We start from the raw sequence: 15,464 nt of genomic DNA on the forward strand, positions 1-15,464 counted from the left end.
TTCGCATTTTGCGGGGCCACCGAGGCCACCATTGCACGGATCGCAACCTGCTGTGGCCACAGGAAACTGTGGGAACCAGTGCAATAGCCTGCCCCGGCACTCTCACCAGTACTAGGAAACAGTTACCTGAGCCACCCCCTCAAATGGCGTGACCTTGCCGAGGAACGCCCGCGAATCTCCTCGGTAGCGAATAGTGTACTCCCCTGGTTTCACCTCCGCGGTGTTCCATTCTACGGTCGCGGTTGTGGTGGAGAAGTTGTTGGCGAACGTGAGCAACGTGGATTCAGAAGAATCGTTGGCAATTACCTTTCCAGATGGATCTTCAATGGTGAGATAGCCTTCGCCGTGGCGTAGATTATTGTTTGGATTCGCGCCAACGAACTCCACTGAAAGGATTTCACCCGCCTTAACCACATCAGGTTTTTTCAACACCTCGCCAAATTTCTTGCCTGCAGGCGGGGTATCCAACCACGGATTCCCCTTCAAGGACTTAGGGATCAATCCAGTGAGGTCACCGGCTGGTCGACCTGCCTCCACGTCTTTTCCATTCTTCATCGCGACCGCCAGATCGTGGAAAACTTGCTGGAATGCGGGCAACTGGTTCACGCCGAAGATTGTCGCGCCACCTTCGTAGTTCTGGGTTTGATATTCCTCTGGTGTGGTGAGGTAGTGACCATAGGAGTTGGTGTACCCCTGCACGACCACTGCAGATGTATCGACGCCCAGAGCATCCGCCACCGTCCGGCGTAGGCGCAGGCCGGATGTGATGGTGGGTTCAAAGCCCAATGCGACCAGAACCAACCCGCCGATCCGGTGGATATAGAACGGGTGGGTCTGCTGAATCATTCCGGGCACGTAGCCCAGTGGAAGCAAAATCTCCTTGTTCCCGTGAATCTTGGCAACCCCCGGTGGGACGGTGACTTCATTCAGGGCTTTCACCCATGGGGTTCCGCCCCGCTCGCCCTCATTCAGACCCAACGCAGGTTCACCCCCGCCATCTTCCTGGGAAGAAGCCGCGAATGCCGCACCCAGAATCGCTGGACCTAATTCACCTGGCTCGCCATCGGGAGTCCATTTCCCATCCACAGTCAACGTGGTGCAATCGACCCAGCGATACCGGACATCGATGCCGCCCTTGCCCATCGCCGAACCCATTCCACCCTTGGCGACACCTTCCATCATTCGCTCACCGAGAATCTTCGCGGATTCACGTTCGTCCTTGCCAGGTCCCGATTTTGGCACCAGTCCGTGGTTTGGTGTGATGTCACCGGGTGTTGCGTTGGCAAAAGCAGCCACGAATTCGGCTTTGTCTGGATAGCGATGGTCAACGCCCACAGCCTCTTCCGTGGCCCATGCGGCATATCCCTTATTGTCCGAGGCGATGTGCTGATACTCACTAGAGAAGCTAGTGGGGTGAATGGAATACCAGTTGATCAAGCCCACCGGGCGATTGTTTTTGGAAACGTGCACGGTGACGCTGCGAGTATCCACCCCGGTCGGGTTCACCAGTTTGTCTTCAGCTGGATTCTTTTCCCACGCCGGACGTGAACGGTTGCGGCCTGCATCTTCGACGGTGGACTCGGCGATGGTGACATCCGCTGGTGAGACATCTTCGTGGGCTCGCTCGATGGCATCCACTACACCCTTGACGGTAGCTTCAAACGTGACTGGCCGGAATCCCGCGGTGGTGAGATCCACCATGAGGTGCTGTGACGTACCACCCGGCGCAACGTGGGTGTGCGTAGCGGTAATGAGCACATTGTGCTCCCCGTACAAGCTTCCGAAACGACCACGCAGACGGCGCAGCACTTCCAACTGGATCGATTGGAACATCAAACCGATGTCCGCAGTGACATGTACGACCCGGTTGTCCGGATTGGCTTCGTCGGCAAAAATGAACGCTCGAGCGTACTGACGGCGCTGAATACCCACTGCCGTTTGTTCCAATACGGCATAGCCGTTAAAACCCGCACCCCAAGGTTCGCCGGTGATATCAGCCATAGCCCGGCCCACGTGCAGGCCGGGAGCGGACGGGTTGGTTGCCCGCGGTTCGGCATTGGCAACACCCTGTTGACCTTCTGAAGAGCCAGCCCACAGGACCGTTCCGGAAACCGCTGCTAGCCCTCCGAAAAACTTACGGCGACTCAACTCGGATTCGAACACAGGGAAAACTGAGGGCGCTGAATCGGAAGAACAACGGTGGCTCACAGCAAGCTCCTTGGGGACTCGTAGAGAAGACATAGCTTCCCAAAAATACTTATGGATTGGAACACATATTAGAAAGTCAAAACCAGCCACGTGGTTAAATTGCCTAAGTTTTATTGACTTCACCCCAATTGATAGTGTTAAGCAGGTGAATCCCGCCAACCCTCAGGACCAAAACACCACTACAACCGGCCCTCGCTCTCGCAAAAAGGGTCATTCGCGGAGCCGGCGGAACAAACCCCTACGCCCCACCCCCGCCCTCACTTATCCTGCCGCTCTACCGGTTAGTGAACGGCACGACGATATCGTTGAGGCAATTCGCGACAACCAGGTAGTCATCATTGCGGGTGAAACTGGTTCCGGTAAGACCACACAGATCCCGAAGATGTGCTTGGAGCTCGGCCGTGGCCGACGCAAGTTGATCGGCCATACCCAACCTCGTCGTATCGCAGCCCGAAGTGTGGCAGAGCGCATCGCAGAAGAACTGGGCCACGATGTAGGAGACCCAGAATCGCCCGTGGGCTACAAAATCCGCTTTGATGATAGGACCGCGCCTGCGACCAGCGTGAAGCTAATGACCGATGGTGTGCTGCTCAATGAGATCCAGCACGATGCCATGTTGCGCCAATACGATACGATCATTGTGGATGAGGCCCATGAGCGCAGCCTGAACATCGATTTCCTGCTGGGTTTTCTCAAGCAACTATTGCCCCAGCGCCCCGATCTCAAGCTCATCATCACGTCGGCCACCATTGACCCTGAGAGTTTCGCAGAGCATTTCAGCTCGCCCGATGGATCCCCGGCCCCGATCATCGAAGTCAGTGGACGTACCTACCCAGTGGAAATCCGCTACCGACCTTTACGCACAGAGCACCTGGACGAACAGTCGGGTGAGCTTATCGCGCAGGAAACCGATCCGCTGGAAGGTCTAGTGGCAGCATGTAGAGAGCTTGTCAAGGAAGGTCCAGGAGACATCCTGTGCTTCTTTTCGGGCGAGCGAGAGATCCGCGATGCAGCTGACGCTCTGGAAACGGAATTCAACTCCAACGGTCCACGTCGCGTAGATATCCTTCCGCTTTTCGGGCGCCTATCCAATGCCGAACAACACCGTGTTTTTAATCCCGGCGGCCGCCGTCGCATTGTATTAGCCACAAATATAGCGGAAACCTCCCTCACCGTACCCGGAATACATTATGTCGTCGATACCGGATACGCACGTATTTCACGATATTCGCATCGAACGAAGGTACAGCGCCTGCCGGTTGAAGAAATTAGCCAAGCCAGCGCCAAACAGCGCTCTGGCCGTTGCGGCCGTACAGCTGATGGTATAGCAATACGGCTGTATTCTGAGGAGGATTTTCAAGCCCGTTCCGAATTCACTGACCCCGAAATTTTGCGCACCCACTTGGCTAGTGTCATTCTAGCCATGGCCGCGCTAGGGCTTGGCGATATTCAAGAATTTCCGTTTTTACAATCCCCCGATAGAAAATCGATCCGGGATGGTGTGAGCCTACTGCAGGAACTGGGCGCGCTAGAGCAAGGCGTCGATCTAAAATTAACGAACATTGGCCGGGACCTCGCGCGAATCCCTACTGACCCACGACTAGCCCGCATGCTAGAGGCAGCGCATCGAAACGATGTGCTTGAGCCTGTGGCGGTAATCGTTGCAGCCTTGAGTATTCAAGATGTCCGCGAGCGCCCATTGGAACAGCAAGCCAAAGCTGATCAAAGCCATGCCCGGTTTGCCGCGGATTCAGATTTTATCAGCATTCTAAAACTGTGGTCTCACCTGCAGGAGCAACGCCGAGAGCTATCTGGAAATCAATTCCGGAAGCTATGCCAAAATGAATTCATACACTACATGCGCGTGCGTGAATGGATGGATTTAGTGAGGCAATTACTCACGGTTATCCAGGACCTTTCCTGGAAGGTTCCAAATCTTCGTCATATGAGAGACCTAGCAATCGATCCCGCGACGCTCAATGAGGAATCTGTTCATCGCAGTGTGCTTGCTGGGTTGATCACACATATTGGAATGCGAGAAGGATCTAGTCGACAGTTTACGGGTGCGCGTAATTCGCATTTCGTAGTACATCCTTCTTCGCACGTAGCGAAGAAACCGCCGCAGTGGGTCATGGCTGCGGAACTGGTGGAAACATCGCAACTATTTGCCCGCACGGTGGGACCCGTTACACCAGAATGGATTGAAGACATCGCTCCACATATGGTGAAGTACAACCACAGCGAACCCTATTGGTCCAGTTCGCGGGGGGCCGCAATGGCCCACGAAAAGGTGTTGCTATTGGGCCTTCCCCTCGTTGCCGATAGACGCATCAATTTGGGGCGCATCGACCGTCCGCTGGCACGCGAATTGTTTATTCGCCACGCACTAGTGGAGGGTGATTGGTCCACACGCCACCACTTCTTCAAGCGTAATCAGAAGCTGTTGGAGGAAGCAGGCACGCTAGAGGACAAAGCTCGCCGCCGCGATATTATCGTCGACGATCAAACGCTTTTTGATTTTTACGACACTAAGCTTCCAGCCAACATCATTTCCGCGCGACATTTCGATTCTTGGTGGAAAAAGGCGCGGCATACCAATCCTGAGCTGTTGGATTTCACCTATGACAATCTGATTGATTCAGAGGAAGCTGCCGCTGCCGCCGATGCTTTCCCCGATACGTGGCGGCAGGGTTCACTGGAGTTCGAACTCCGCTATGTATTCCAGCCTGGCGATCCAGACGACGGTATAACAATGGTGGTCCCGTTACCCCTGTTGGTGAACGTCAGCCAGGAGGAAACGCAGTGGTTGGTAGCTGGATTGCGCCAGGAATTGTGCGTCGCGCTAATCAAGACCTTACCGAAGGCGCTGCGCAAGTCCGTGGTTCCGGCAACCAACTTTGCTGAACGGGCATTGGAGCGGATGATTCCTTTTGACGGACCCATCGATATTGCCCTTGCAGATGCCTTACGTAGCTTAGGCGGGAGTGGTATCAACGCGGATGATTTCGATTGGTCGCGTGTGCCCGATCACCTAAGGATGCAGTTCGCTGCAGTTGATCGGCGTGGGAAGGTCGTAGCCAAGGGTCGTCACCTGGAAGCGCTGCAACAGCGCCTGACCGGGCAGATTAACCAGGCTATTGCCCAAGCCACCGCTAGGGCGACCGGCCAGCGCAGTGGAAGCGCGCCCTCCCCGGTCGATGCATCCGCGCATAGCGTGCACTCGGGAAAGAAGCCCTCAAAAACTGGTGGCGGAAAGAGCAATTCTGGCGCCGACCGTGGCAGCAAGAATCTGGGAACCACCCGCTTCGGCGGTCAGAAGACCGGTCGCTCTGAGGGAACTGGTTCTGGAGGAACTGGCACCGGAGGGGTACTTGCCCGCGAAGATACCTGGACAATCGATGGTATTGGAACCATTCCGGAGACTATTGAAGCCATTATCGACGGGCACACGGTACACACTTATCCGGCACTGAAGCTGGAAAGCGACGGTACCGTCGTGCTAACGGCTCTACCCAGTGCAAATGGAGCGGCCGCCCAGCAGTTTTCTACGGTTCTGCACATGATGGTTGAAAAATGTAAGGTGGCACCAGCCGCCATGATTAAGGGATTGCCGTTGCGCCAGCGTGTAGCACTGGAATCGTCTCCCGGCGGATTGGAACCTCTGCTTGATTCGTTAGTTGCACTGGCCTGCAAGGAAATTCTCACGAAGGCTGGGTCCGTTATCCGTGATCCGGATAAGTGCGCGGAAGTACTAGCCGTCGCCAGTAAACAGGGCCCCTCTTTAGTACGGCAATATGTAGTGGCCGTGGCCCCTGCCCTTTTAGCTGTTGCCGATATGCGTACCGAGTTGGACGGTTGGAGCGGCGAAGCAATTGACGATATGAAGAAGCAACTGGATTTCTATGCTGGCCCGGGGGCTATCGCACGCGCCGGAATTAGTCAGATGAAACATGTCCCACGCTACGTCGCCGCAATGAGGGCGCGACTGGAGATGATGAATTCAGATCCTGATCGCGAGATGGACTTGGATGACGAGGTCCGCGCGGTCTTGGCGGATTACGAAGAAACAGTAAAGCGCCTGCCCTCAACCCGCGCGGCTTCCCCCCAGCTTAAAGACGTACGGTGGTTGATCGAGGAATTACGTGTCAGCCTGTTTGCCCAGCAGTTGGGGACTACGAAGAGCGTTTCGGCACAACGCATCAGAAAAGCCCTAGCCAAGATACGCTAGTGCTGTGCCGCGCTGCCCCTAGAGCTTAGGCGGGCCAAGCCTTGGCCTTACTGGCAGCCGTCGGTACGGTGCGCGCGGAGGGATTCAATTTCCCGTTCGAAGTCGTCTGCACTGGAAAACGACTTGTAGACGGAGGCGAAGCGCAGATAAGCAACCTCGTCCAGGGTTCGTAGCGGGTCCAGAATCGCCAAACCGATATCGTTAGCTTGAACTTGGGATCCGTGCTGGGCACGTATGGATTGTTCCACCTGTTGTGCCAACACCTTAAGGGCATCGTCGGACACTTCCCGACCTTGACAGGCCCGCCGGACGCCTTTGATGAGCTTGTCGCGGCTGAATTCCTCCGTCACCCCGTTGCGCTTGGTGACCAACAAGATGCTGCGTTCTAGTGTGGTGAAGCGGGTGGCACACTTGTTGCACTCACGGCGCCGGCGGATCGCCACGCCGTGATCGACGGTGCGGGAGTCGACCACTTTCGAGGATTGGGAACTACAAGACGGACACAACACGGCCTTAATGCTAGTCCCACACCCAAATCCCAGAACAGTGGGCCGGAAAAACGCGGAACCTTTGGCTGCTGAAAGCCCCCGCCCCGCGGTTTTCCTACTCTCTATGACTCGCCCCTGAATTACTTCATCTGTGCTATTTGCGCTGGAGCTGTTCCCGACAATTGCACGGGCTCTTCGGCTACCACCGGCGCCAAGGTAATGGAAAGGAAAATAGCCGAGGTGGAAATGATAACTCCGCCCGGAGATGACACTATAGCCAAGGTGCGGCGACGAATACGTTCGAGCAAACCCAATCGCTTCGAATGCGTTCGACAATGAGAGGTGGCTAAGATATGACCGCTCGCCACGCTACGGGGTGCCCGTTCCAATACTGGACCGGCGAAACGCGTGTTCGAACCTCCACGAGAATCCTCTTGCTCCCACTGGGGTTTAACGGTGTGAGGTCGCCGCACTCCTGCGGTGCGCGGTACGCGGCGACCTTCCACGATCGCATACCCCCGTTGCTGATTGTTCAGGTCTGCTAGGGGACGACGGGAAAAAATAACCGGAGTGGACATGTCATAACCTCTTTCTTAGTGTTCTTACTAGCCAAATAAACGGAAGCGCTCCGAAGAGTGCTCCGGTTGCCCATAGCCCGCCGGGTAACCCGGCTGAAAGCTTGCGATCGTCACATTACGAACCAGGGACGACAACCCAGCCTCGAACAACCACATTTTCGCTCTTCTGTTCTATTATGACGACAATTCACACGCTAGCACGGTTGTTCGATTGTTGTCGAGTGTTTTTTCGAACATTTTTCGAACACCTATGCCAAAACTGTCCGCAACTGCGGTAGTGTAAGAATCGATGAGTCATCAAAGTTAGGAGCCCCCATGTCGCCCGCCGGCAGCCAGAAACCCCGATCTGCGAACCCAAAGTCCACCGATAATTCACCCATTACGCCCCCCACCCCATTGCCCAACTCCAGCACGCCACCGCGTCGCGGACGGCCCAAAAAATCCGATGCCGATCGTAGGGCCGAAAAGGCTCAGGGGCGGAAGCAACCCACGGAGCGCCAGCGTCGCATTCTAGAGGTCATTCAAAATTCAAAGAGCTTGCGCGGATATCCCCCAAGTATTCGTGAAATCGCCGATGCAGTCGGCCTGCAGTCAACCTCGTCGGTCTCCTACCACCTCAATTTGCTTGAGGAAGCCGGTTACCTGCGACGTGAGGATAAGAAACCGCGCGCCGTAGACGTTCGTGAATATGAAAAGCGTGGCAAGAAGACCCCAGGGCGCAAACCCGGCCGTCAACCTCGCTCTGAAGGTGATGAAAACCTGCCTGAGGCGACCTACGTCCCCGTTGTCGGGCAGATTGCTGCTGGCAACCCCATCCTCGCGGAGCAAAACGTGGAAGCTCACTTTCCACTTCCGGGTGAGTTGGTGGGGGGCGGAGAACTCTTCCTGCTCCAGGTTGTCGGCGATTCCATGCGGGATGCGGGCATTCTCAACGGTGACTGGGTCGCTGTACGTTCCCAGTCCACCGCTGACTTTGGTGACTTCGTTGCAGCGATGATTGATGGCGAAGCGACCGTGAAGGAATTCCACAAAGATTCTGAGGGACTGTGGCTGCTCCCCCACAACGATCTGTTCGAGCCAATCCCAGCCGAGCACTCCCAAATACTTGGCAAAGTTGTCGCCGTGCTCCGCAAAATCTAACACTCGCCACCCCCGTTCCCCGGCACTCACGCCCGGGGTTCAACTACCTCGCTAGAATTTGTTCGACAGGCCAAAAGTAGTCGGCATATTCCCAGCAAGGAGCGACAGGAGTGCAATCCACCGAACGCAGACGACAGATTGTCTCCCTCGCCGCGGTGCAAGGTCGAGTCACAGTCAACGAACTTGCCGATCGTTTTCGCGTAACGGCCGAAACTATTCGTCGCGACCTCGCCGCCCTCAATGACAGCGGGCTGCTTTATCGCGTACACGGCGGGGCCGTACCCGTGCCTAAGTACCACACTGAATACACCAGTGTGGAAACCCGCTCGAAAGCTAGTATTCAGGCCAAACTGGCCATCGGCCGAGAAGCCGCACAGCATCTGCCTAAACCCGGTTCGACTATTTTTCTCGATGCCGGCACAACCACGGGCGTGCTGGCCGACTACCTAGCCGAACAGTCTGTCAGGGGCAACGCCCCCCATCTGATCGACGCAGACGGTGACGGAATCTCTCCCGGCCAGGCAGAGTCCCGCCGGGATCACTCATCGCCCACCCCCAACAGCGGGGCTACCACGCACTTTCCCCCACTGCGGGTGATCACCAACTCCCTCCACATTGCCTACCGATTGGCAAACACGCCCTCCATTGACATTTTGCTTATCGGCGGTGACGTGCGCCCTCAATCCCGTGCCGTCGTTGGTCCCATCGCCACCCGACAACTGGGTGTGCTTCACGCGGATGTCGCTTTCATCGGTACAAACGCACTCACCATGGCACATGGGCTTTCTACTCCCGACGCCGCGGAGGGAGCAATCAAGCGCTGCATGGTCACCAATGCCGACCGTGTCGTCGCCCTATGCGATTCCTCAAAGTTCGGCTTGGACTACCTGGTCAGTTTTGCCTCCATTGACGATTTATCAATGCTCGTGACTGATCCCGGGGCGCCCGATACTTACGTACAGGCGCTCAAAGATTCGGGAATCGACGTGGTCTTTGCCCAGCCTGGCACCTAGTCAAGCTGTCTACTTTGTTGCCCCTCACCCACATGGTCGTAGAGCCAACGCATCGCTGGGTAGGCCACGATGATCCCCACCGAACCCCATGCAATTCCCTCCAGCGCGATAGAGCCCACATTGAGGGTAAGGTTGCCGATGCCTGCAACGAGCGCTACAGCCGCTGCCGTCAGGTTCACGGGGTCAGTCAGCTTCACCTTGTTATCCTGCCAAATACGCACTCCCAGCAGACCGATCATGCCGTAGAGCACGATCGTTGCCCCGCCAAGAACTCCGGCTGGAATCGTCAGGATCACGGCGCCGAATTTAGGAATGAAGGCCAAGATGATTGCGAAGGTCGCCGCCACCCAATAGGCAGCAGAAGAATAAACACGGGTAGCGGCCATCACCCCGATGTTCTCCGCATACGTCGTAGTGCCACTTCCACCACACCCACCCGCGAGGACAGTGGCGGCACCATCAGCCATCAACGCGGGCCCCGCCAGGTCATCCAGGTTGCGCTGAGTCATGGTTGCTACGGCCTTCACATGCCCGACGTTTTCCGCAATGAGCACCACCACTACTGGCAAGGTCACTGCCACTGCTGCCAGGTGAAATTCGGGCTGGTGAAACTGTGGCAGTCCAACCCATCGGGCGGCGGCGATCGCTTCCCGGGACTCGCTACTAATGCCACCGGTGGTCCATGCGAACACCCAGCCAATAGTCACCCCCAGCAAAATCGCGAGGCGCCCCAGCATTCCCCGCCCCGCCACGGTGATCAATACGATCGCCAACAATGTGACCCCAGCAATAAGAGGCTGCTTCTCCACGTTGGCGGTGGCAGTTGGCGCCAAGTTCAATCCGATGAGCGCAACAATTGCGCCAGTCACGGCAGGCGGCATCACGGCGTCGATAACGCCTCGGCCCAAAGCAGTAACCACAATGCCTACAGCGATGAGGACCGCGCCCGCAGCAATGACACCGCCCAGCTGGGCGCCGATTCCCTGCGCTTGCGTCGCGGTCAATGGAGCGATAAATGCAAAAGAGCTACCCAAGTACGACGGCAGTCGATTTCGGGTGGCCAGCAGAAACAGGATGGTTCCCACACCAGAAAACAGCAAAGTGGTGTTCACAGGAAAACCGGTGAGGGTCGGCACCAACAACGTGGCACCAAACATTGCAATGACGTGCTGCATTCCGATTCCGATGGTGCGACCCCACGATAGGCGCTCTTCGGGCGCGACTACCTCGCCAAAACCGATAGTCTTGCCGTCACCGTGTAGGGCCCACCCAAACCAGGAGCCGTGTTCCGGGGATTTTAAATGGTTACTCACAGCCTCAAACTCTAAAGGCTGTTATTGCCGGATAGTGAATTGATCCAATTCCGCGGCAACCTGGGCGGGGAGACGGACCTCTAGTCGCGTTCCGTTTTCGTCATAGCTCTCAGACAAAACGGTGCCTAGTTCATGCACCCGGGCCACCACGTCCCCGCGGTCGAACGGCACATGCAGCACTACCTGGCAATCGAGCGAATTGAGGAACAGTTCCAATCGCGTTTCGAGCTCAGCCACACCTTCACCCGTGTGCGCGGAGACAAATACCACATCGCTCAAACGGTGACGTAATTCCGCGAGAACCAAGGGATCAGCTTTGTCGATTTTGTTGACCACCAAAATTTCGGGTGGAGCCTGCTCGCCGCTTTCTTCCACGATTTCACCGATGACTTTGTTTACAGCGGCGATCTGCTCCAGTGGGAATGGATCCGAACCGTCCACCACGTGCAGCACCACATCCGCGGCCATGACCTCTTCCAAGGTGGAACGGAAAGCCTCTACCAATTGCGTGGGCAGATGGCGCACGAATCCAACGGTATCGGTGAAGATGACTGCGCGGCCATCGGCCAATTCGGCACGACGCGTCGTGGGATCCAAGGTCGCGAACAACGCATCTTCGACTAGTACGCCGGCGCCGGTCAAGGCATTAATCAACGACGACTTACCGGCGTTGGTGTACCCTGCGATAGCGACCTGCGCAATCGCAGCAGAATCACGGCGTTCGCGCTTAATATCGCGCGACTTTTTCATTCCCGCAATCTCTTTTCGCAACCGTGCCATTTCGGCACGCAACCTGCGACGATCCGCCTCGATCTTCGTTTCACCCGGGCCACGCAGCCCCACACCGCCATTGGCTCCGGCACGTCCACCGGCCTGACGAGACAGCGCACCGCCCCACCCGCGCACGCGCGTAATGAGGTATTCCATCTGAGCCAAAGCAACCTGGGCTTTACCTTCCTTGGATTTCGCATGCTGGGCGAAGATATCCAAGATGAGCATGGTGCGGTCGATTACTTTTACGTCCAGAGCCTTCTCCAGAGCGATCATTTGTCCCGGGCTCAATTCGCCGTCGCAAATCACGGTATCCGAACCGGTTTCCACGACAACCTGCCGTAGCTCGTCCACCTTGCCTCTCCCGATGTACGTTCCAGCATCGGGCTTATCTCGCTTTTGATAGGTAATATCTGCGATTTCCGATCCAGCGGTTTCTGCCAGCGCGGCCAGTTCCTCGAGCCGCGCCTCAATTTGCTCCACGGTCCCTTCGGTCCACACACCTACCAGCACCACCTTTTCGAGGCGGAGTTTGCGGTACTCAACGTCATAACCGTCGGCTTGCTCATCGGTGTAAGTGCTGGTTCCGCGTGTGAGCCTGCGCAAGGAGGAACGTGCTTCCAAATCCAGCTCACCAATGGTTGGCGTGGTGGCGTCGATAAAAAAGTTTTCCCCTTCGGTAGCGCGCTCAGCGCCGGGGTAAAGCTTGCTTTCTTCAGTCATTAGCTACTATTTTTGCACGTTTACCTGCACGAAACCAATCCGATGCGGGTCATTCACACTGTGGGGTCTACAGTGGGATTCATGATTGCTGAGCTGACGAGTGTTGGTCTTCAATTCCCACAGTGGCAGGACGCGCTAGAGGCCGCTTATGCTTCTGGGCGTTTAGCCGTATCGGGCGAGGTCGAGGGTGGACAGGTCCTCCAATACGATGATCCCAGCGGAGCCCGGCTGGTGATTCTTACCGCCCCACCATATGGTTCTTTCGCTAGCTTTTCCGGCGGGGTGGGCACCAGCGCGCACATTTCCATGATCAACGAGGTTGTTGGCGTGCTGGACATCGTCGACGATAGCCCAGCGCTGCAAACAAGCAACCAAGATGCGCCGGTCGTTTCCTCCGTCACCGCGACCATTGCACAGGGCCCCATGCTGGCCGATATCACTAGCATGCAGTACCAACCGGTGGAAGTGACCGCTTTGGCCGTCGATGTTTCACTTTTTACCGACGCCACGTTCTTCGCCGCCGCCGGTGGCACCTCTGTGGGAACTGTGGAATCGATCGGGCTTTCCGAGATGAATTCGGGAGCTGCAGCGCCACACTCCAAAGCACACATCGCGGTGGAGACTACGGAGGTTGTGAAACGCACGTCGGACCTGACTGGACAGTCGTTCTGGGTGTGCACCGTACACTCGCCGTTCGAGTTTACGGTGGTACTGCCGGAAAGCGCCGGGGATCTTGCCGCATTAGCGACGAGCATTAACGGCCAGCCCCGTCCGCTCATTCTGTCAGGAGATGTCGCCTTCACCGCCACCGCCATCGAAGCCGCCAGCTGCGCCACCAGTGGAGGTTGCGGGTCCGGCAACTGTGGCTGCGGCGGGGCCCACTAGTACGGCATGGCCCCAGCAAGAGCTGAGGGCTCTAGCGTTGCCGGCGTCCAGTGAGACTGCAGCGCCCACCAGAGTTTCAACAGCTTAGTGGCTACACAACCATCTCGCCTCGAGCGACGATCTCCGCGGGTCCAGTGAGGATCGCGGCGTCTTCAGTAATGTCTACCATCACTTGGCCACCGGGGATGTTCACGGTGACCGTGCCGAATTCCTGTTCGGCGTCGGCCAACGCGGCCACCGCGGCTGCTACCGTTCCCGTGCCACAGCTGCGGGTTTCCCCCACACCTCGCTCATGTACGCGCATGTGAATAGCACCGTTCTCTAAGGGCGTGAGAATTTCCACATTCACCCCATTGGGGAAGAACGCATTATCCCACTCCACGGGCTGACCCACGGGCAAGGTTGCCAAGTCAGTCGCCGTGAGGTTGGGAATAACCGCAGCCAGGTGGGGATTCCCCATGTCCACGCCCAGCCCGGCCAGCTTGAACCCTCCCACCGTGGCAGTGGACATCCCCGTAACCTCCGGTTGGCCCATGTTCACGCTGACGTATGCGTGCACCTCATCAGCACTGTGAATGGTGACGAGCTTACGACCCGCACGCGTTCCTACTCCCACCTGCAGTGGGAATTCTGGTTTATCCCCGCCCACCAGATGTTCTGCGACCAGCACGTGAGCGAACGCGCGCACACCATTGCCGCACATCTCCGCGATTGAACCATCCGCATTGCGGTAATCCATAAACCACTCCTCCCCCTGGATGGCGGACGATGGGTCATCAGGGGCCGGGGCGAGAATGGATTCGTCGACGACGCGGGCGTCGATAAGAGAAGCAGCAGTCGCCACACGAATCACACCATCCCCGCCGATACCCGCACGGCGATCGGCAATTCGGCGCACCCGTTCGTCGGTCAGATCAACCGCGACGGATGGGTCGACGAGGAAGACGAAATCGTTCTCCGTGCCATGCGCCTTGATGAAGCGCGTGGCCGCCCCCTCCGGGAAGCTCACACCGGGCTCGTGGGCAGATTGTGTGTCAGTCATGGTGCCCCAGCCTACCGTGAGCGGACCAGTTGTAACGCACGTCCGATTGCATCGGGCTGATTGGCCGGTATCCATTGCACGCGAGGATCACGGCGGAACCAACTACGCTGCCTGCGGGCATAACGGCGAGTGCCAATCACCGTGGCCTCCCGCGCCTGTGCTTCCGTCATGTGCTCGTCTAAGTAGTCCAACACCTGGGCGTAACCAATCGCCTGACCAGCCGTGGAATCGCGGCGCAGTCCTGCAGCTTTCAACCGCTCGACTTCCGCTACGAGGCCACGCTCAAACATGATGTCCACGCGCTGTTCCAGTCGTGGATTCAACCATTCCGCATCCGCCTGCAAACCCAAGATGTCCATGTTCCACCGCGCCGGGCGGTCTTTGGGTGGCTGAGAGGCGGCAAACGGTTTGCCTGTGAGCTCAATGACCTCCAGAGCACGAACTGTGCGACGTGGATCCCGGGCTTCAATAATCGAGGCCGCCTGGGGATCAACCGTTGCTAAATGCGCGTGTAGTGCTTCCACCCCGATCTCTGCCAGTGTGCTTTCCCACTTCCCACGGACCGCAGGGTCGGTGGGAGGAAAGTCCCATTCATCGACCAAGGCCTGCACGTACATCATGGAGCCACCCACAAATATGGGTGTTTTACCGCGGGCCATTATTGCTTCGGCATCGGCAATCGCGCCCACGCGGTATTCGGCTACGGAAGCCGGTTTGGTCACCGGCCAGATATCCAGCTGGTGGTGCGGGATGCCCTCGCGTTCGGCCACGGTGAGCTTAGCGGTGCCAATATCCATGCCTTGATAAAGCTGCATGGAATCGATGTTGATAATTTCACCACCGAGTTCGTGCGCGAGCGCGAGAGACATTGCTGATTTCCCCGCGCCCGTCGGCCCCACCACCGCCACTGGGTTAATCCCATTGGTGGCGCTAATTCCATTCATGACTTGCCAGTCTAGCCCTCCACCCCCCAGGAGGCCTCACACAGTGGCGAGGAATAAGTGGGGAGTAATTCCACCCAAGAATGTAAGAATCTGCCATACTCGGCAGAAGAAGGAATCGCACCCGTTAGCTA

Annotated in this window: 11 protein-coding genes; 4 read left to right on the forward strand and 7 right to left on the reverse strand. The window is 57.2% G+C overall.

Features of this window, described 5'->3' with window-relative positions; translation table 11 throughout:
* Window positions 1-111 precede the first annotated feature (111 nt).
* Complete coding sequence (locus CAURIC_RS05820; protein WP_322972976.1) at window positions 112-2,163, reverse strand: neutral/alkaline non-lysosomal ceramidase N-terminal domain-containing protein; 2,052 nt, start codon at window positions 2,161-2,163, stop codon at window positions 112-114.
* 190 nt (window positions 2,164-2,353) lie between these two features.
* Between CAURIC_RS05820 and hrpA the strand changes: the two genes are divergently transcribed.
* The gene (gene hrpA / locus CAURIC_RS05825) at window positions 2,354-6,436 is read left to right on the forward strand and encodes an ATP-dependent RNA helicase HrpA (protein ID WP_035112909.1); all 4,083 of its coding nucleotides are present in this window, start codon (window positions 2,354-2,356) and stop codon (window positions 6,434-6,436) included.
* Between the two features lie 47 nt (window positions 6,437-6,483).
* On the opposite strand, the gene nrdR is transcribed toward hrpA, so the two are convergent.
* Window positions 6,484-6,945, reverse strand: a complete 462-nt coding sequence (gene nrdR, locus CAURIC_RS05830) for a transcriptional regulator NrdR (RefSeq protein WP_035112906.1) — start codon at window positions 6,943-6,945, stop codon at window positions 6,484-6,486.
* A 119-nt stretch (window positions 6,946-7,064) separates the two neighbouring features.
* Entirely contained in the window at window positions 7,065-7,502 is a 438-nt protein-coding gene (locus CAURIC_RS05835) for a hypothetical protein (protein WP_035112904.1), read from the reverse strand.
* Window positions 7,503-7,817: 315 nt separating this feature from the next.
* Between CAURIC_RS05835 and lexA the strand changes: the two genes are divergently transcribed.
* The gene (gene lexA, locus CAURIC_RS05840; protein ID WP_084588053.1) at window positions 7,818-8,642 is read left to right on the forward strand and encodes a transcriptional repressor LexA; all 825 of its coding nucleotides are present in this window, start codon (window positions 7,818-7,820) and stop codon (window positions 8,640-8,642) included.
* Window positions 8,643-8,752: 110 nt separating this feature from the next.
* The gene (locus tag CAURIC_RS05845; protein WP_035112902.1) at window positions 8,753-9,655 is read left to right on the forward strand and encodes a DeoR/GlpR family DNA-binding transcription regulator; all 903 of its coding nucleotides are present in this window, start codon (window positions 8,753-8,755) and stop codon (window positions 9,653-9,655) included.
* Here CAURIC_RS05845 and CAURIC_RS05850 read toward each other — a convergent pair.
* Window positions 9,652-10,968, reverse strand: coding sequence for a uracil-xanthine permease family protein (locus tag CAURIC_RS05850; RefSeq protein WP_035112900.1), 1,317 nt, complete (start codon window positions 10,966-10,968; stop codon window positions 9,652-9,654). The two genes, CAURIC_RS05845 and CAURIC_RS05850, sit on opposite strands and share 4 nt — an antisense overlap.
* Window positions 10,969-10,989: 21 nt before the next feature.
* A complete protein-coding gene (gene hflX / locus CAURIC_RS05855; RefSeq protein WP_035112898.1) occupies window positions 10,990-12,462 on the reverse strand; it encodes a GTPase HflX in 1,473 nt (490 codons plus the stop codon).
* Window positions 12,463-12,543: 81 nt separating this feature from the next.
* Here hflX and CAURIC_RS05860 point away from each other — a divergent pair, with 81 nt between their 5' ends.
* Window positions 12,544-13,347, forward strand: coding sequence for a hypothetical protein (locus tag CAURIC_RS05860; RefSeq protein ID WP_035113055.1), 804 nt, complete (start codon window positions 12,544-12,546; stop codon window positions 13,345-13,347).
* A 91-nt stretch (window positions 13,348-13,438) separates the two neighbouring features.
* On the opposite strand, the gene dapF is transcribed toward CAURIC_RS05860, so the two are convergent.
* Window positions 13,439-14,389 (reverse strand): diaminopimelate epimerase, encoded by a 951-nt coding sequence (gene dapF / locus CAURIC_RS05865; RefSeq protein WP_084588052.1) that lies wholly within the window; start codon window positions 14,387-14,389, stop codon window positions 13,439-13,441.
* An 11-nt stretch (window positions 14,390-14,400) separates the two neighbouring features.
* Window positions 14,401-15,333 carry a tRNA (adenosine(37)-N6)-dimethylallyltransferase MiaA gene (gene miaA / locus CAURIC_RS05870; protein WP_410170324.1) on the reverse strand — a complete coding sequence of 311 codons (933 nt, stop codon included), beginning with the start codon at window positions 15,331-15,333 and terminating at the stop codon, window positions 14,401-14,403.
* Window positions 15,334-15,464: the final 131 nt, after the last annotated feature.

The sequence above is a fragment of the Corynebacterium auriscanis genome (assembly GCF_030408435.1).
GTDB classification, from domain to species: Bacteria; Actinomycetota; Actinomycetes; order Mycobacteriales; family Mycobacteriaceae; genus Corynebacterium; species Corynebacterium auriscanis.